General features: G+C 66.2%; 18 protein-coding genes. 2 read left to right on the top strand and 16 right to left on the bottom strand.

Going from position 1 to position 16,743, the window contains the following annotated elements:
• Positions 1 to 33 precede the first annotated feature (33 nt).
• The 8 genes from hisD to ABKF58_RS06685 form a co-directional block, all read right to left on the bottom strand.
• On the bottom strand, positions 34 to 1,326 hold the full coding sequence (gene hisD, locus ABKF58_RS06720) for a histidinol dehydrogenase (RefSeq protein ID WP_482583909.1): 1,293 nt from the start codon (positions 1,324 to 1,326) through the stop codon (positions 34 to 36).
• Between the two features lie 18 nt (positions 1,327 to 1,344).
• Positions 1,345 to 1,986, bottom strand: coding sequence for an ATP phosphoribosyltransferase (hisG, locus tag ABKF58_RS06715; protein WP_014088629.1), 642 nt, complete (start codon positions 1,984 to 1,986; stop codon positions 1,345 to 1,347).
• Between the two features lie 39 nt (positions 1,987 to 2,025).
• Positions 2,026 to 2,796: a flagellar brake protein gene (locus ABKF58_RS06710; protein ID WP_232503502.1), complete on the bottom strand. Its 771-nt coding sequence runs from the start codon at positions 2,794 to 2,796 to the stop codon at positions 2,026 to 2,028.
• A gap of 37 nt (positions 2,797 to 2,833) precedes the next feature.
• On the bottom strand, positions 2,834 to 3,421 hold the full coding sequence (locus ABKF58_RS06705; protein ID WP_294865556.1) for an SCO family protein: 588 nt from the start codon (positions 3,419 to 3,421) through the stop codon (positions 2,834 to 2,836).
• Positions 3,421 to 4,320, bottom strand: a complete 900-nt coding sequence (gene cyoE / locus ABKF58_RS06700) for a heme o synthase (RefSeq protein WP_014088632.1) — start codon at positions 4,318 to 4,320, stop codon at positions 3,421 to 3,423. Before cyoE ends, ABKF58_RS06705 begins: the two co-directional genes overlap by 1 nt.
• Positions 4,317 to 5,333, bottom strand: coding sequence for a COX15/CtaA family protein (locus ABKF58_RS06695; RefSeq protein ID WP_482583908.1), 1,017 nt, complete (start codon positions 5,331 to 5,333; stop codon positions 4,317 to 4,319). Before ABKF58_RS06695 ends, cyoE begins: the two co-directional genes overlap by 4 nt.
• A gap of 152 nt (positions 5,334 to 5,485) precedes the next feature.
• Positions 5,486 to 6,034: a hypothetical protein gene (locus ABKF58_RS06690; RefSeq protein WP_482583907.1), complete on the bottom strand. Its 549-nt coding sequence runs from the start codon at positions 6,032 to 6,034 to the stop codon at positions 5,486 to 5,488.
• Positions 6,031 to 6,657, bottom strand: a complete 627-nt coding sequence (locus ABKF58_RS06685; protein WP_482583906.1) for an SURF1 family cytochrome oxidase biogenesis protein — start codon at positions 6,655 to 6,657, stop codon at positions 6,031 to 6,033. Before ABKF58_RS06685 ends, ABKF58_RS06690 begins: the two co-directional genes overlap by 4 nt.
• Positions 6,658 to 6,727: 70 nt before the next feature.
• Between ABKF58_RS06685 and ABKF58_RS06680 the strand changes: the two genes are divergently transcribed.
• Complete coding sequence (locus tag ABKF58_RS06680) at positions 6,728 to 6,925, top strand: DUF2909 domain-containing protein (protein ID WP_008952108.1); 198 nt, start codon at positions 6,728 to 6,730, stop codon at positions 6,923 to 6,925.
• 61 nt (positions 6,926 to 6,986) lie between these two features.
• On the opposite strand, the gene ABKF58_RS06675 is transcribed toward ABKF58_RS06680, so the two are convergent.
• The 8 genes from ABKF58_RS06675 to pssA form a co-directional block, all read right to left on the bottom strand.
• Positions 6,987 to 7,844 (bottom strand): cytochrome c oxidase subunit 3, encoded by an 858-nt coding sequence (locus tag ABKF58_RS06675; RefSeq protein WP_482583905.1) that lies wholly within the window; start codon positions 7,842 to 7,844, stop codon positions 6,987 to 6,989.
• Between the two features lie 169 nt (positions 7,845 to 8,013).
• Entirely contained in the window at positions 8,014 to 8,190 is a 177-nt protein-coding gene (locus tag ABKF58_RS06670) for a DUF2970 domain-containing protein (protein WP_014088637.1), read from the bottom strand.
• Positions 8,187 to 8,738, bottom strand: coding sequence for a cytochrome c oxidase assembly protein (locus tag ABKF58_RS06665; protein WP_482583904.1), 552 nt, complete (start codon positions 8,736 to 8,738; stop codon positions 8,187 to 8,189). Before ABKF58_RS06665 ends, ABKF58_RS06670 begins: the two co-directional genes overlap by 4 nt.
• A gap of 48 nt (positions 8,739 to 8,786) precedes the next feature.
• A complete protein-coding gene (ctaD, locus tag ABKF58_RS06660; protein WP_482583903.1) occupies positions 8,787 to 10,376 on the bottom strand; it encodes a cytochrome c oxidase subunit I in 1,590 nt (529 codons plus the stop codon).
• A 43-nt stretch (positions 10,377 to 10,419) separates the two neighbouring features.
• Positions 10,420 to 11,535 carry a cytochrome c oxidase subunit II gene (gene coxB / locus ABKF58_RS06655; protein WP_008952103.1) on the bottom strand — a complete coding sequence of 372 codons (1,116 nt, stop codon included), beginning with the start codon at positions 11,533 to 11,535 and terminating at the stop codon, positions 10,420 to 10,422.
• A 221-nt stretch (positions 11,536 to 11,756) separates the two neighbouring features.
• Complete coding sequence (gene bioD / locus ABKF58_RS06650; protein ID WP_482583902.1) at positions 11,757 to 12,380, bottom strand: dethiobiotin synthase; 624 nt, start codon at positions 12,378 to 12,380, stop codon at positions 11,757 to 11,759.
• Between the two features lie 141 nt (positions 12,381 to 12,521).
• Complete coding sequence (locus ABKF58_RS06645; RefSeq protein WP_482583901.1) at positions 12,522 to 14,315, bottom strand: 2-isopropylmalate synthase; 1,794 nt, start codon at positions 14,313 to 14,315, stop codon at positions 12,522 to 12,524.
• A 223-nt stretch (positions 14,316 to 14,538) separates the two neighbouring features.
• A complete protein-coding gene (pssA, locus tag ABKF58_RS06640; RefSeq protein ID WP_482583900.1) occupies positions 14,539 to 15,315 on the bottom strand; it encodes a CDP-diacylglycerol--serine O-phosphatidyltransferase in 777 nt (258 codons plus the stop codon).
• A gap of 352 nt (positions 15,316 to 15,667) precedes the next feature.
• On the opposite strand from pssA, the gene asd reads away from it, so the two are divergent.
• A complete protein-coding gene (asd, locus tag ABKF58_RS06635) occupies positions 15,668 to 16,507 on the top strand; it encodes an archaetidylserine decarboxylase (protein WP_482583899.1) in 840 nt (279 codons plus the stop codon).
• The last annotated feature ends 236 nt before the right edge of the window (positions 16,508 to 16,743 follow it).

The raw sequence follows: 16,743 nt of genomic DNA, 5'->3' as shown, positions 1-16,743 counted from the left end.
CGATTGGGCTACTCGGGGACGGCCTTGCCCGCCTCATTTATCCAGCCGGAATTCGGCGGCGCGGGCGTGGGCGGTCAGGCCTTCGCCGTGGGCCAGCACGCTGGCGATCTGGCCGAGCTGCTGCGCGCCGGCGTGCGAGACGCGGATCAGGCTGGTGCGCTTCTGGAAGTCGTACACCCCGAGCGGGCTGGCGAAGCGCGCGGTGCGGCTGGTCGGCAGCACGTGGTTGGGGCCGGCGCAGTAGTCGCCCAGGCTCTCGGAGGTGAAGCGGCCCATGAAGATGGCGCCGGCGTGCTTGAGGCCGGGCAGCCAGGTTTCCGGCTCGGCCACCGACAACTCCAGGTGTTCCGGGGCGATGTAGTTGGCGATGGCGCAGGCCTCGGCCAGGTCCATCACCTCGATCAGCGCGCCGCGGTTGCCGAGGCTGGCCTCGATGATGGCGCGGCGCGGCATGGTCGGCAGCAGCTTCGCGATGCTGGCCTCGACCTGGGCGATGTAGTCCGCCGACGGACACAGCAGGATGGCCTGGGCGATCTCATCGTGTTCGGCCTGGCTGAACAGGTCCATGGCGATCCAGTCCGGATCGGTCTCGCCGTCGCAGATCACCAGGATTTCGGACGGACCGGCCACCATGTCGATGCCCACCACGCCGAACACGCGGCGCTTGGCGGCGGCGACGTAGGCGTTGCCGGGGCCGGTGATCTTGTCGACCTGCGGCACGCTCTCGGTGCCGTAGGCCAGCGCGGCGACGGCCTGCGCCCCGCCCACGGTGAACACCTTGTCGACGCCGGCGACGTAGGCGGCGGCCAGCACCAGGTCGTTCCTTTCGCCGCCCGGCGTCGGCACCACCATGATGATCTCGCCCACGCCGGCGACCTTGGCCGGCAGCGCGTTCATCAGCACCGAGCTGGGGTAGGCGGCCTTGCCGCCCGGCACGTAGATGCCGACGCGGTCGAGCGCGGTAACTTGCTGGCCCAGCAGCGTGCCGTCCTCGTCCTCGTAGCTCCACGACTGCATCAACTGCTTCTCGTGGTAGCGTCGCACCCGCGCGGCGGCGGCTTCCAGCGCCTCGCGCACGTTGGCCGAAAGACGGTGGTAGGCGGCTTCGAGCTCGTCGCGCGACAGCGTCAGGCCGGCCATCGAGGCGGCATCGGTGCGGTCGAAGCGGTTGGTGTACTCCACCAGCGCCGCGTCGCCGCGCGCCTTGACGTCGTCGCAGATGGCGGCCACGGCGGCATCGACCGCCGGGTCCTGCGCGGTTTCAAACGCCAGCAGCGCCTTCAGGCGCTCGGCAAAATCGGCTTGGGAGGAAGAGAGTCGCAGCATGCTGGTTCCGTTTCTGGCTCAGGCCGGCACGGCCGAGGCGAAGGCATCCAGCACCGGCTGGATGGTGTTGTATTTCAGCTTCAGCGCGGCCTGGTTCACCACCAGTCGCGAACTGATGTCGAGGATGTGCTCGACCGCCAGCAGGTTGTTGGCGCGCAGGGTGCCGCCGGTGGACACCAGATCGACGATGGCGTCGGCCAGGCCGACCAGCGGCGCCAGTTCCATCGAGCCGTACAGCTTGATGATGTCGACGTGCACGCCCTTCTGCGCGAAGTGCTCGCGGGCGATCTTGGGGTACTTGGTGGCCACCTTGAGGCGCGCGCCGTGCTTGACGGCACCGTCGTAGTCGAAGCCGTTCTGCACCGCCACCATCATCTTGCACTTGGCGATGTTGAGGTCGAGCGGCTGGTACAGGCCGGCGCCGCCGTGCTCGATCAGCACGTCGCGCCCGGCGATGCCGAGGTCGGCGGCGCCGTACTGCACGTAGGTCGGCACATCGGAGGCACGCACGATGACCAGGCGCACGTCCGGATGGTTGGTGCCGATGATCAGCTTGCGCGAGGACTCCGGGTCTTCGGCCGGAACGATACCGGCGGCGGCCAGGAGCGGCAGGGTTTCTTCAAAAATGCGGCCCTTGGACAGGGCAATCGTCAGCGTCATGGCGAGGCTCAGGCAATCAATATTCAGTAAGGTTGGGCATCAGGGCATCAGGGCGCGGCGTTCGCGCTCGAGCTGGCCGACGTAACGCTGGATCAGGTTTTCCATGGCGGTCGGCAGCTGCTGGAAGGCGCAACCGATGCGCAGCGCATCCTGTCCGTTACGGCGCTGGACCGGCAGGCGGTGGCGCACTTCGAGGCGGACCTGCAGCACGCCCAGCGGCTTGAGGTCGAGCGAGCAGTCGTAGTACACCTGCCCGACGTCGAAACCCGCCGTGGACGGCGACGGCAGCCAGAACGACAGGCCGCCCAGGCTGATGTCGAACAGCGGCAGGTCTAGCGTGTGCTGCGGGTAGTCGACGATGCGGCAGATCACCGGGTTGGCGACCGGGGTCTGGATGCGGAAGAACTCGCGCCGCTGCAGCTTGATCACCTGCTCCGGCAGGTCGACCTCGAACGCCGGGCGTCCGTCCAGCTCGATGCGGCGTGGCTGACCGGTGACGAACTGGGTTTTCACACCGTCCGGCGAGCAGACGAAGACGTTGCGCTCGCTGGCCAGGAATTGCTCGTTGACGCCGGGTTCGGCCCCCCAGTCCAGCGTCAGGGTGCCGTTCTGGGCGTCGACGCCGAGGATACGGGTGAGGATGAAGGTGCGGCCCTTGTTGGAAAACACCGTCACCATATGCCCCTGCTGGGCAATGCTGCGCAGATGATGGGCAATCTCGACCGGCGATGCCAGGGTGTAGTTGGCCAGGTCCAGCGTGTCACTGGGGGCGACCGGGCTATCGGAGCGGTTTTCTTCGGTCACAATCACGACTTTCGGTATCTTCGGCGGCGCATCGACGCCCATTTTAGCGTATTAGCTCTTTTATATCATGAGCCAGATCGGCCGCGGGCAAACCGTAAGGCAGATAGACGCGCAATTGTCCGCTCCGATCGAACAAATAGGCGCCGGCGCTGTGGTCCACGCTGTAGCCGCCGCCCGGCTCGGCGCGCTTCTGCGCCACGATCTTGAAGCGTGCCTCGACCTCGCGTACGGCCTCGGGCGAGCCGCTCAGGCCGATGAAGCGGGGATCGAAATGCGGCACGTAGCCGGCCAGCAGCGCCGGGGTATCGCGCTCGGGGTCGACGGTGATGAACAGCACCTGGACCTGGTCGGCCTGGGGGCCCAGCAGTTTCATCGCCGAGGCGAATTCGAGCATGGTGGTGGGGCAGACGTCGGGACAATGGGTATAGCCGAAGAACAGCGCCACCACCTTACCCTTGAACTCGCTGAGCGAACGGGGTTTGCCGGTGTGATCGGTCAGGGTGAAGTCGCCGCCGAACTTGACGCCGGCAATATCGGTACCCTTGAATTCCGCCTTCGGGGTGTCGGGAGAACAGGCCAGCAGCGAAGCCAGCAACAAGCACGTCAGCAGTCTGACTATGAATGCGCGCATCAGTACGGAGCAATCCACCAGTAGTGATCGATCAGCAGGGCCGCAAACAGCCAGGTCAGGTACCAGATCGACCAGGTGAAGGTGCGGCGCGAGAGGGCGTCAGCATACTGGCGATGGAGATGGGCGGCAAGCCAGATAAAACGGGCGTTGAGCATGACAACGGCGACAAGGTAGAGCAGGCCTGCCTCGCGCAATGCGACCGGGAGCAGCGTCACCCCGGCCAAGAGGCAGGCATAGAGCAGGATGGACAGGGTGGTGAAACGGATGCCGTGGGTGACCGGCAGCATCGGCAGGCCGGCGCGGGCGTAGTCGTCGCGGCGGTACAGCGCCAGCGCCCAGAAGTGCGGCGGGGTCCAGGTGTAGATGATCAGGAACAGCACCAACGGCAGCGCGCTGATGTCGCCGGTGACGGCCGCCCAGCCCAGTACCGGCGGCATGGCGCCGCTGGCACCGCCGATCACGATGTTCTGCGGGGTGTTGGGCTTGAGCAGCAGGGTATAAACGATGGCGTAACCGACGAAGGTGGCCAGCGTCAGCCAGGCGGTGAGCGCGTTGACGAAGGCCACCAGCAGCGCCATGCCGAAACCGCCGGCGCCGAGCGCCACCAGCAGCGTCTCCAGCACGCCGGCCTCGCCGCGCGCGGTGGCGCGCCAGGCGGTACGGCGCATACGCGCGTCAACGGTGCGCTCGACCAGGCAGTTGACCATCGCCGCCGCCCCGGCCACCAGCGCGATGCCGAGCGTGGCGGGAATCACCAGGTTGGCCGAAGGCAGTTCGGGCGTGGCGAGGAACATGCCGATCACGGCGCAGAACACGATCAGCGCTACCACGCGCGGCTTGGCCAATTGCCACAAGGCGCGAACGTGGCTCCGGGTGAGGTCGCGGCTCAGCGTCGTCATTGCAGGCTCCTTTTGTCGGTCAGGCCGTGGTGCAGCCGGACGGACAGCGTGGGCAGCGCCGGCAAGGAGCGCCAGCGGCATTGCGCGGCGAGCAGCACCGTCACCGACAGCAACAACAATGCCCCGGCGTTGTGCGCCACCGCCAGCGGCAGCGGCAGTTGCAACAGCACATTGGCGATGCCCAGCGCCACCTGCAGCAGCCAGGCCCCCAGCAACAGCAACAGCGACGGACGCAGCGCAGCCTGGCGCCAGCCCCCCAGCACCAGTGTCCACACCAGCACGGACACCAGGGCCGCGCCGGCACGATGCAACCAGTGGATGGCGATCAGGTTGGCGCTGTCGAGCGGAGTGCCGTCCGGTGCCATGCCCAGCTCCCGCCACAGATGGAAGGCGTGCTCGAAGCGCATCGCTGGCGGCAGCCAGGCGCCATTGCAGGTAGGAAAGCCCTGGCAGGCCAGCGCGGCATAATTGGACGAGACCCAGCCGCCGAGCGCGATCTGCAGCAGCACCGCCAGCACCAGCATCCACGCCAGCCCGGTGACGGCATGGGGCGCCTCGACAGCCGGCCGACGCAGGCCGAACCACAGCAGCCCGGCGGCGATGCTCATGCCGCCGATCAGGTGCAGCGAGACGATGGCGGGCTTGAGCAACAGGGTAACGGTCCACATGCCGAGCAGGCCCTGCACCACCACCCCGGCGAGCAACAGACTGGCCGGAAGCCGCTCGTGACGCCGCCGCCAGGCCAGCACGGCCGTGAGCAGGATGACCAGCCCCAGCGAGGCCGCCAGGTAGCGATGCAGCATTTCCTTCCACGCCTTGGGCAGGCTCACCGGGCCGTCGGGGTTGGCCACGGCGACCTGTTGGATGGTGTCGGCGGCATGGTGGGGCGAGAGCTGGCCGTAACAGCCTGGCCAGTCGGGACACCCCAGGCCGGCGTCGGACAAACGCACGTAGGCGCCGAACGGCACCACGAGACAGGCCAGCAGGATGGCGAAACCGATGAGCTTTCTCATGTCTCCCCTTTCGGACGGGTTTCCCGTCGTGGTCAGCACCGTTTGGCCCACCAGGCCGGGCAGCGCAGGCAGCGGTTCTGGCGGCTACCGGCCCGCGCCAAGCCACAGGCCGTGAGTCTTGCGCGCCCGGACCCGGCACGCGGCGCCCGCGCTCAGCCCAGACCGTTATTGGTCTTGAGCAGGCGGGTCAGTTCGCGGATGACCGGCCCCGGCTCGGCCTGATCGGGGTAGAACATCACCTGGTTGCCCAGGGGATCGATCAGGTAGTAGCCGTCGCGACGCAAGGCAGCGGCGGGGTCGAGCGGCAGCCCGAGCAGCCCCGCCGGCAGCGGGCCGGCACCTGGCGTGCGCAGCTCGACGCGCTGCATCCGCGTGAAAGCCTCCCCCTGCGCGGCATGGATCTGCCGCAGCACGAAACGCCGCTGCTTGCAGTCATCGGAACAGCGCCCGGCCTGCACCGTCAGCAGCACCCACTTGCCCCGGGGCCACCCCTCCTGCCGCGCGCTGGCCAGCGGCGCCACCTGCAGCAGCTGGCCGTAGCTCTTGCCCCCGGCCGGCGGCATCAGGTAGTACGCCGGGTAGGACCCCAGCACCGGGCTGATGCAACACAGGGCGATCAGGAACAGCTTGAGGCGGCCCCGGCGTCGCGGCACCGCGCCCCCGGCACGGGCGGGCTGGCCATCGATGGGCAATGACATCATGTGCGCCTCCACAACAGCACCGACCCTGCTATCAGGCATAGCCCAAGCAGCAGCCATTGCAAAGCGTAGCCATAGTGGCGACGGGGATCGAAGGGGGGACGGGCGGGCCAGGCCCGCAACGGCGCGGTGGTCTCACCCAACACCACCACCCCGCCGCGCAAGGGCCGGCCCACGCGCCGGGCTAATTGAACCGGATCGACGTCGTCCACCCGGCCCTGGGTGCCACGCATCGCGCCGGGTAGCGTGAAGCGCTGCGGCAAGGGCATCCAGCGCCCATCCAGTCTGGCGGGCAATGGCGGCAGCGGCGTGCCTGCCCGTGCGTCTGCCAGCCACCCCCTATCCACCAGCACCGCCGAGCCATCGGCCAGCGCCAGTGGCACCAACACCCTCACCCCCGGGCGGCCCTCCAGCAGCGAGTTGGCCAGCAGCAATGACGCTGCCATCGGCCGGCCTTGCAGCTGCACCCAGCTCATGTCCGGCACGGCGGACAGCGCTCGCGTCTGCAGGGGCTCTGCCGGACGCCGTGCCGCCGCGTCGAACGCCGCCAGTTGGGCGGAGCGAACCTCGCCTCGCTGCCATTGCCAGACAGAGAGGAGGCCGGGCACGCCGGCCAGCAGGACCAACCCCAGCGCCTGCCAAGCCCGGGACTTTCGTCTAGGCTTACAAGAGGACACTGGTAAAGGGGGACCGGATATGAAACTGCTCGTGCTCGTTCTGCTCGCCTGCATCATCCTCACCCTGTTCTGGGGCTTGAACGGCCTGTTGCGCAGTGAGCCCGGCTCGCAACGCGTAGTGCGCTCGCTGACGCTCCGGGTCGGGCTGTCGATCGGCCTGTTCTGCCTGCTGATTCTGGGCGCGCTGTTCGGCTGGTGGCGCCCCCATCACCTGTGAGTTCCGCTCGTTCGGCCAACCCTGAGGTTGGCCGAAGAATAAAGGCACTGGCCGGCGCTCCCTAGAGCCAGTACACCAGGGTAAACAGCAGCAGCCACACCACGTCGACGAAGTGCCAGTACCACGCCGCCGCCTCGAAGGCGAAATGGTGCTCGGGGTTGAAATGCCCCCGCATCACCCTCAGCCAGACCACCGCCAGAATGATCGCCCCCAGCAGCACGTGCATGCCATGAAAGCCGGTCAGCATGTAGAAGGTCATGCCGTAGGCACCCGAGGCCAGCGTCAGGTTCAGCTCGTGCATGGCGTGGCGGTATTCGTAGGCCTGCAGGCTGAGAAACAACACCCCCAGCATGACCGTCATGCCCAGGCCGACGATCAGTGACGCGCGTTTGCCCTGGATCAGCCCCCAGTGCGCCCAGGTCAGCGTGGCGCCCGACGACAGCAGGATCAGCGTATTGATGGCCGGGAGCCCCCACGCCGCCATCGCCTGGTAAGGTTGGGTGATGCCGGGCCCGGTGGACAAGGGCCATGCGGCGGCGAAATCCGGGTAGAGCAGCTTGTGTTCGAAATTTCCGAGCTCGGGCACCGAGATCGTGCGCACGTAGAACAGCGCACCGAAAAAAGCGGCAAAGAACATCACCTCGGAGAAGATGAACCAGCCCATCCCCCAACGGAACGAGGTGTCCTCCTTGCCGTGATACTCCCCTTTCAGGCTCTCGCGGATGACGTCGCCAAACCAGCCGAACAGCATGTAGAACAGGATGGCGAAGCCGACCCCCAGCGACACCTTGCCAAAACCGACGCCATTGACCGCCAGTGCCGCGCCCAAGCCCAGGCAGAACAGCGCCAGCGCCCCCACCACCGGCCAGCGCGAGGGTTGTGGCACGAAGTAATGCGTTTGATGCGAGACCGATTCCATGCCCGTTCTCCTGTAGATGACTCACTCCCCGCCCCAGCTGGAACGAGGACGGCCCGGCCGCGCGGAAGAGCAGCGACAGCCCCCCCCGCTCAGCAGCCCCGGCAACGCGCCGAGCGCCATGCTTCGCCGCAGGCCGCCGCCCGCCTTGGCACGTCCAGACCCGTCGACGTCAGCGGGTCACCAGCGACACCAGCAGTAACAGCCCGCCGATGAAACATGCCAGCAGCAGCAGCGCGGCCACCGCGATCTGCCAGAAGCGCAGTGTGACGTCCTGCCGTGCCGCCTTGCCCTTGCGGATGCCGAGAAACGCCGACAACACCGCCGACACCCCGGCCAGCCATTTCACGGCGTCCCCTGCCCTGGCACGTCGAACACGCTGTAAGCCAGCGTGATCTCGCCGATCTCGGCTGGCATGGCGCGGTCGATCACGAACACCACCGGAAAGCGCCGGGTCTCGCCGGGTTTGAAGACCTGCTGGCGGAAACAGAAACACTCCAGCTTCTTGACGTAATTACCCGCCGCCGCCGGCAGGTAGCGCGGCACCGCCTGGCCGGTGACCTCGCGGTTACTGGCGTTGGTGATCTCGTAGTCGACCCGCACGAATTCGCCGCGCGGCGCCGCCATCTGCCCCACCAGCGGCCTGACCTGCCACGGCAGGCCCGCCTGCACCGTGGCGTCGAAGCGCAGGCGCACCGGCGCCGCCGTGACCGCCGGATCACTCGCCACTGCCGCCGGCGCCGGAGCATCGGCCTTGACCAGCTGGTTGATGCCGGTCACCTCGCAGATCACCCGGTACAGCGGGATCAGCGCCCAGGCGAAGGCGAACATTACGCAGGCGATGACGCCCAGTTTCAGCAGCAGTACCCGGTTATCCGCTCGGCTCGATTCCGCCATACTTCCCGCTCAGTGATGAGCGCCCCCGTCATGGAATGAATCACGCCATTATCGCCCGCCTCCACGTGCGGCGCCTCGACGAAGCTGTGGTAAGGCGCCGGCGTCGGGATCTGCCACTCCAGCGTCTCGGCCCCCTCCCACGGCTTGTGCGGCGCCGCACTGGCCGTGCCGGATCGAGCGCAGCATGTTGTAGAGGAAAATCAATTGCCCCAGGCCGAAGCAGAAGGCACCGATCGAGGCGATGCGGTTGAAATCGGTGAACTGCAGCGCGTAATCGGGGATGCGCCGCGGCATGCCGGCCAGGCCGAGGAAGTGCATCGGGAAGAAGGTGACGTTGAACCAGACCATCGACCACCAGAAGTGGAGCTTGCCGAGCGGTTCCGAGTACATCTTGCCGGTCATTTTCGGAAACCAGTAATAGATCGCCGCGAACAGGCTGAACAGGGCGCCCGCCACCAGCACGTAATGGAAGTGCGCCACCACGTAATAGGTATCCTGCAACTGGATATCCACCGCGGCCACCGACAGGGTCACGCCGGACAGGCCGCCGATGGTGAACAGACAGACGAAACCGACCGCGAACAGCATCGGCGTCTCGAAACTCATCGACCCCTGCCACATGGTGCCGATCCAGTTGAACACCTTCACCCCGGTCGGCACCGCGATCAGCATGGTGGCGTACATGAAGAACAGCTGGGCGGTGGCCGGCATGCCGGTGGTGAACATGTGGTGCGCCCACACCATGAACGACAGCACGGCGATGGAGCTGGTGGCGTACACCATCGAGGTGTAGCCGAACAGCGGCTTGCGGCTGAAGGTCGGGATGATGTGGCTGACGATGCCGAACGCCGGCAGCGCCATGATGTACACCTCGGGATGGCCGAAGAACCAGAAGATGTGCTGGTACATCACCGGGTCGCCGCCGCCGGCGGCGTTGAAGAAATGGGTGCCGAAGTGGCGGTCGGTCAGCACCATGGTCACCACCCCGGCGAGTACCGGCATCACCGCGATGATCAGGTAGGCGGTAATCAGCGAGGCCCAGGCGAACATCGGCATCTTCATCATCGTCATGCCCGGCGCGCGCAGGTTGAGGATGGTGACGATGATGTTGATCGAGCCCATGATCGAGCTCACGCCGAGGATGTGGATGGCGAAGATGGTCAGGTCCATGCCCATGCCCATCTGCGTGGCCAGCGGCGCGTACAGCGTCCAGCCGGCGGCGGCGGCGCCACCGGGCACGAAGAAGGAAATCAGCAGCAGCGCCGCCGCCGGCGGCAGCAGCCAGAAACTCCAGTTGTTCATGCGCGCAAACGCCATGTCCGGCGCGCCGATCATCAGCGGCAGCAGCCAGTTGGCGAGCCCGGTGAAGGCCGGCATGATGGCACCGAACACCATCACCAGGCCGTGCAGCGTGGTGAGCTGATTGAACAGCTCCGGCTGGAAGAATTGCAACCCCGGCTGGAACAGCTCGGCGCGGATGCACAAGGCCATCACCCCGCCCGACAGGAACATGGTGAACGAGAACCACAGGTACATCGAGCCGATGTCCTTGTGGTTGGTGGCAGCCAGCCAGCGCCAGAGGCCGGTCGGCTTGCCGTGTGCGTGGGGAGCGTGTCCCGCCGTGGTGCTGATCGCCATGCTCGTCCTCCTGATTCCCCTGCCGTCGCGGTCAGGGCGGGCTTTATGCCTTGCCACCGCGCGCCGCCTTGATGTCCTTGGGTTGCACCACGTCGCCGGTATGGTTGCCCCAGGCATTGCGCTCGTAGGTGATCACCGCCGCGATGTCGGTGTCCGACAGCTGCTTGCCCCAGGCGGCCATCGCCGGGTTGCGCTTGCTGCCGTTGAGCACGATGTCGATATGCGCCGGCTTGTCCTTGGTGGCGATGGGGGAGCCGTCCAGCGCCGGAAACGCGCCCGGAATCCCCTTGCCGTTGGCCTGGTGGCAGGCCACGCAGTTCTGCTGAAACACTTTCTCGCCGCGCGCCTTGAGGTCGGCCAACGCCCACACCTTGTTGGGGTCGTCGGCACTGGCGGCCGCCAGCTTCTTCCTGGCGGCGAGCCACACGGCGTAATCCTCCGGCGTCCGGGCATCGACCACGATCGGCATGAAGCCATGGTCCTTGCCGCACAGCTCGGCGCACTGCCCGCGGTACACTCCCGGCTTGTCGACCAGGAACCAGGCGTCACGCACGAAACCGGGAATGGCATCCTGCTTCACCCCCAGCGACGGCACCCACCAGGAGTGGATCACGTCGTTGGCGGTGAGCAGCAGCCGCACCTTCTTGCCGGTCGGCACCACCAGCGGCTCGTCCACCTCCAGCAGGTAATGCGTGCCCTTGGCCGAAGCACTGTGCAGCGCCTCGGTCGGCGTCGCCAGATGGCTGACGAAACCGACACCGTCGTCCAGGTAGTCGTAGCGCCACTTCCACTGGTAGCCGGTGATCTTGATGGTCATGTCCTCGGCGCGCGTGCTCTTTTGCGCCAGCACCGCCTTGGTGGCCGGCCACGCCATGCCGACCAGGATCAGGAACGGGATCACGGTCCAGATGATTTCGACGGTGGTGTTTTCATGGAACGGCCGGGCCCGGTGCCCGAGCGATTTGCGGTGGCGCAAGATGGCGTAGAACATCACGCCGAATACCACGATGAAGATGGTGACCGTGATCAGCAGCAGCAGGCTGTGCAGGTCGTAGATCTGGCGCGCCACCGGGGTCACCGGCGGCTGGAAGGTGAAGTCGGCAGCGTACACGGTACCGACCCCACCCAACATGGACAGCAGGATACGCTTGCCGGACATCGCGTCCCCCTTGTATACCTAGGCGGCCCACGTCGGACCGAAGCAGACATGCCGACCTTTTCGCGCGCCGGCTATTATCGATAGTAGGAAAAAGCACCCGGAAAACAAGAACATGTCATGACGCACTGCAATATGCAGGGCATGAAAAAGGCTTCGGCCAACCTTTCACGGTTGGCCGAAGCCTTGTTGATACGGGCAAAGCGCCGGCACGGCGCCCGCCCTCAGCCTTCGTAGGGAATCTCCAGCAGCAGCGGCGCGGCGATGTGCGCCTGTAGCGTGGCAAGGTTCTCGGCGTACGCCGCCTGCTCCGGCACCACGCGGTTGGCCACCCACCCGGCCAGCGGCAGGCCGGCGGCTTCGATCGCCCGCACCGTCAGCAAGGCATGGTTGATGCAACCCAGCCGCATTCCCACCACCAGGATCACCGGCAGCCGCAGCACCTGCGCCAAGTCCTTCATGAACAAGCGCTCGGTCAGCGGTGCCAGCCAGCCGCCCGCCCCCTCCACCAGCACCACATCCGCCGACTCGGCCAGACGCCGGTAGTGCGCGCCGATCACCTCGAGTGAGATGTCCACCCCGGCCTGGCGTGCCGCGATATGCGGCGAAATCGGCGGCAGGAAACGGTAGGGGTTCATCAGCTCGAGATCGGTCTGGCCGGTCGCGGCCACCAGGCGTTCGACGTCGCTGTTGCTCCAGCGACCGTCCGGCAACACCTCGCAACCCGACGCCACCGGCTTCATCGCCAGCACGCGCTGGCCCTCGGCCCGCCAGCGTTCGATCAGCTTGACGGCGGCATGGGTCTTGCCGATGTCGGTATCGGTTCCGGTGACGAAATAGCCTTGCATGCTAAGTCCTTGTTCGAGAAGTAGCCGTCGTGCCGAACGTCACACCCTGGACACGACAAAGGGCGACCCCTCGTGAGGGTCGCCCGGCCTGCCAATCAGGGTTGCCGATTCGCGGCTAGAAATGGTGGGGACGCGGTAACGTCACACCTCGCCTTGCGGATTAACGCGCTCCAACTTGCTGGCCAGCTTGTTGAGTGCGGAAAGATAAGCCTTGGCACTCGCGACGATCACGTCGGTATCGGCACCCTGGCCGTTGACGATGCGGCCATCGCGCGCCAGACGCACCGTCACCTCGCCCAGCGACTCGGTGCCCTTGGTCACGGCGTTGACCGAGTACAGCTCCAGTTCGGAATCGCTCTTGGCCACGCTCTCGATCGCCTTGAACACCGCGTCCACCGGGCCGGAACCGCTGCTGACGGCACGCTGCTCGGCACCGCGCTCATTGAACACGATCTCGGCCCGCGGCAGTTCGCCGGTCTCGGTATTGACCTTGAGCGAGACGAACTTGAACTCTTCCTGGTCGATCGCCACCATCTCGTCCGACACCAGCGCCTGCAGATCCTCGTCGAAAATCTCGCGCTTCTTGTCAGCCAGCTCCTTGAAGCGGGCGAAAGCGGCGTTGAGCGCCTCCTCGCTGGACAACACGATGCCCAGTTCCGCCAGCTTGGTCTTGAAGGCGTTGCGGCCGGACAGCTTGCCCAGGGTCAGACGGTTGGTGGACCAGCCCACGCTCTCCGCCGACATGATCTCGTAGGTCTCGCGATGCTTCAGCACGCCGTCCTGGTGGATGCCGGACTCATGGGCGAAGGCGTTGGCGCCGACGATGGCCTTGTTCGGCTGCACCGGGTAGCCGGTGATGGTCGACACCAGCTTGGACGACGGCACGATCTGGGTGGCGTCGACACGGGTATCGACGGCAAAAATGTCCTTGCGGGTGCGCACCGCCATCACGATTTCTTCCAGCGCGGCGTTGCCGGCGCGCTCGCCCAGACCGTTGATGGTGCACTCCACCTGGCGCGCCCCGCCCAATACCGCGGCCAGGCTGTTGGCCACCGCCATGCCCAGGTCGTTGTGGCAGTGCGCCGACCAGATCACCTTGTCGCCGCCCGGGGTCTTGGCGATCAGCTCGCGGAAGAACGCCTCGGTGACACGCGGCACGGCGTAACCGACGGTATCCGGCACGTTCAGCGTGGTGGCGCCGGCCTCGATCACCGCGCCGAAGATACGGGCGAGGAAGTCGATATCGGAACGCAACGCGTCCTCGGCCGAGAATTCGACGTCGTCGGTATACTCGCGGGCAATCTTCACCGCCTTCACCGCCGCCTCGACCACCTGGTCCGGCGTCATGCGCAGCTTCTTCTCCATGTGGATCGGGCTGGTGGCGATGAAGGTGTGGATGCGGCCCTTGGCGGCCGGCTTGATCGCCTCGCCGGCGGCGCGCACGTCGCGCTCGTTGGCCCGCGCCAGCGAACAGACGGTGGACTCCTTGATCACTTCGGCGATGGCGTGGATGGCGTCGGCGTCACCGGGGCTCGCCGCCGCGAAGCCAGCCTCGATCACGTCCACGCCCAGGCGTTCCAGCTGGCGGGCGATGCGGATTTTCTCTTCCTTGGTCATCGAGGCGCCGGGGCTCTGCTCGCCGTCGCGCAAGGTGGTGTCGAAGATGTACAAACGATCGCCCATGTTGAAACCCTTCCCTTGTCCCGGCACCACCGCGGTGCCGCTCAGATAGTCGTTGAAGTCGAATCTTCTGCCCTGGCTGGCGGCCAGTTGCGCCAGCTTGTTCAACTGGGCGAGCGGCAGACTGCCGCGCTCGCGCCACTTGTAAATCGCCGCGCGGGAGACCGGTTCGTCCGGAAACGCCGCGTTCAGCGCCTCAGCCAACTCGCTCGGTCCGCCAAAGTTGGCGATCAGACGCTCAATGTCCAATTGCATGCCCAGCTCCTGCTGCGTTATGGGTTTCACAATACTGACAGCACGACACAATGTCAAACATAAACGTCCAACTTTTCGAACATGAACTCATTCCGGTGTGTCCAATCAACAAATATTGGACATTTAGTCCAACACGATTCGACAGTAAACCGCCCACGCCTCTCCACGAACGCAAAAAAGGCGGCCAAGGCCGCCTTTTTTGCCGCATCCCGCAATGACTCGCTTACTGCTCCGGAGAGGCCACGCTGCTCCCGCTCTTGTTGCGCGACAGGCCGAGCAGCGCCATCACGTAACCGGACAGGCCATAGCCGACGAAGAAGCCGAACAGCACCAGCGGCGGCTTCGACACCAAGAGCAGGATCACCAGCACCACCACCAGCATGGCGACGAACGGCACCTTGCGGCGCAGGTGAATCTCCTTGAAGCTCCAGAACTTGACGTTGGTCACCATGGAGATGCCGGCGAAGGCGGTAAAGCCCAGCGCCACCCAGGGCAGGATCGCTAGGTCGTTGTAGCCGTACTCGTGGCAGATCCACACCAGCCCGGCCACCAGCGCCGCCGCCGCCGGGCTCGGAATACCGGTGAACCAGCGCTTGTCGGCGGTGCCGATCATGGTATTGAAGCGCGCCAGGCGCAGTGCGGCGCCGGCACAATAGATAAAGGCCACCATCCAGCCCAGCTTGCCCAGCCCGCGCAACATCCACTCGTACGCCACCAGGGCCGGCGCCACGCCGAAGCTGACCATGTCGGAGAGGCTGTCGAACTCCGCGCCGAAGGCGCTCTGGCTGTGCGTCAGCCGCGCCACACGGCCGTCCAGCCCGTCCAGCACCATGGCGATGAAGATCGCCATCGCGGCGTACTCGAAATTCTTGTTCATGCCCTGCACCACGGCGTAGAAACCGGCGAACAGCGCGGCCAGCGTGAACAGGTTGGGCAACAGGTAAATGCCCTGGCGCCGGAGCGTCGGCTTTTCCCGGCTGGGTGTGACAGAAGTCTGCATCTTCACTTTCCGCAGAATACAACGGCACCAAGGCACCGTTGCGGTTGGTATCAACGAATCGGCTTACGATCTTTTGACGGATGGCAGCGGCCCGACACGTGGCCGACGGCATGACAGCCAGGGTCGACCCCGCCAAGGACACGTCCGCGCCGGACAAGGCGCAAAGAGATGCCCGCCTTACCCGCTCCAGCGGACCACACGAAGAGCGCTAACCGGTTCTTAGCCGGCTATTGTAACGCGAGCGGCGCGGCGGGCGTGCAACACCTTGTCAGCCTTGCCAGTCCAGCCAGCGCGGCTGGCAGGCGAATAGGCTATACTTTGCCGCTTTGACCGAACTTTTGGGAACCCGTCCTTGTCAGAGCGCCTCTTCGTCCTGCTGCAGCACCTGCTGCCCAAGCTCCTGATCACTCGCCTGTTCGGTTTCGTCGCGCGCCAGCGCGCTGGCGCCCTGACACAGTGGATGATACGCCGCTTCATTGCCCGCTACGACGTCAACATGGCAGAAGCCGCAGCACGCCAACCCGGTGCCTATACCAGCTTCAATGATTTCTTTACCCGCGCCTTGCAGCCCGGCGTGCGCCCGCTGGCGGCGACGCGGCTGGTCTGCCCGGTGGATGGCGCCATCAGCCAGTTCGGCCACATCGAGCGCGACCAGATCTTCCAGGCCAAGGGTAAATCCTTCAGCAGCACCGCCCTGCTCGCCGGCGACACGGCGCTGGCGCGCCAGTTCGACGACGGCCTGTTCGCCACCATCTACCTCAGCCCGCGCGACTACCACCGCATCCACATGCCGTGCGATGGCCGCCTGCTGTCGATGAGCTACGTACCGGGCGAGCTGTATTCGGTCAACCCGGCCACCGCGCGCGGCGTCGACGCGCTGTTCGCGCGCAACGAGCGCGTGGTGTGCCATTTCGACTCGCCGCACGGCCCGTTCGCGCTGGTGCTGGTGGGCGCCACCATCGTCGGCAGCATGGCCACGGTGTGGCACGGCGTGATCAACCCGCCACGTAGCGCCGACGTGCGCCACTGGGACTACCGCGACCAGGACATCACCCTGAAACAGGGCGAGGAGATGGGACGCTTCCTGCTCGGCTCCACCGTGGTGCTGCTGTTCCCGCAGGGACCGCTGCAGTTCAACGCCGACTGGGCACCCGGCCGCGCGGTGCGCATGGGCGAGGCCATGGCCGACTGAGTGCCGGCGAACGAACCGACCGACGATACTTCCTGACCAGGCGGCAGCGGCTCCGCCGCTGCCGCGCTCGCCCCCTCTCCTGCCACGCTCAACACGGGCTTGCCGGCCAGAGCAAGCGCCGCATCCCACCTGCAGTTCCGCCCGGTCGCACCTCGCTGCAACGCGCCCGCACCGAAGGCACTGCTCGGCTTCCGGGCAAGAAAAAAGGCCGGGGAAACCCCGGCCTCACTAGCCAA

It is taken from the genome of Pseudogulbenkiania sp. AW2-16, assembly GCF_056824575.1.
Note: the sequence above shows the minus strand (reverse complement) of the source record. Positions and strands in the feature narration are given on the sequence as shown.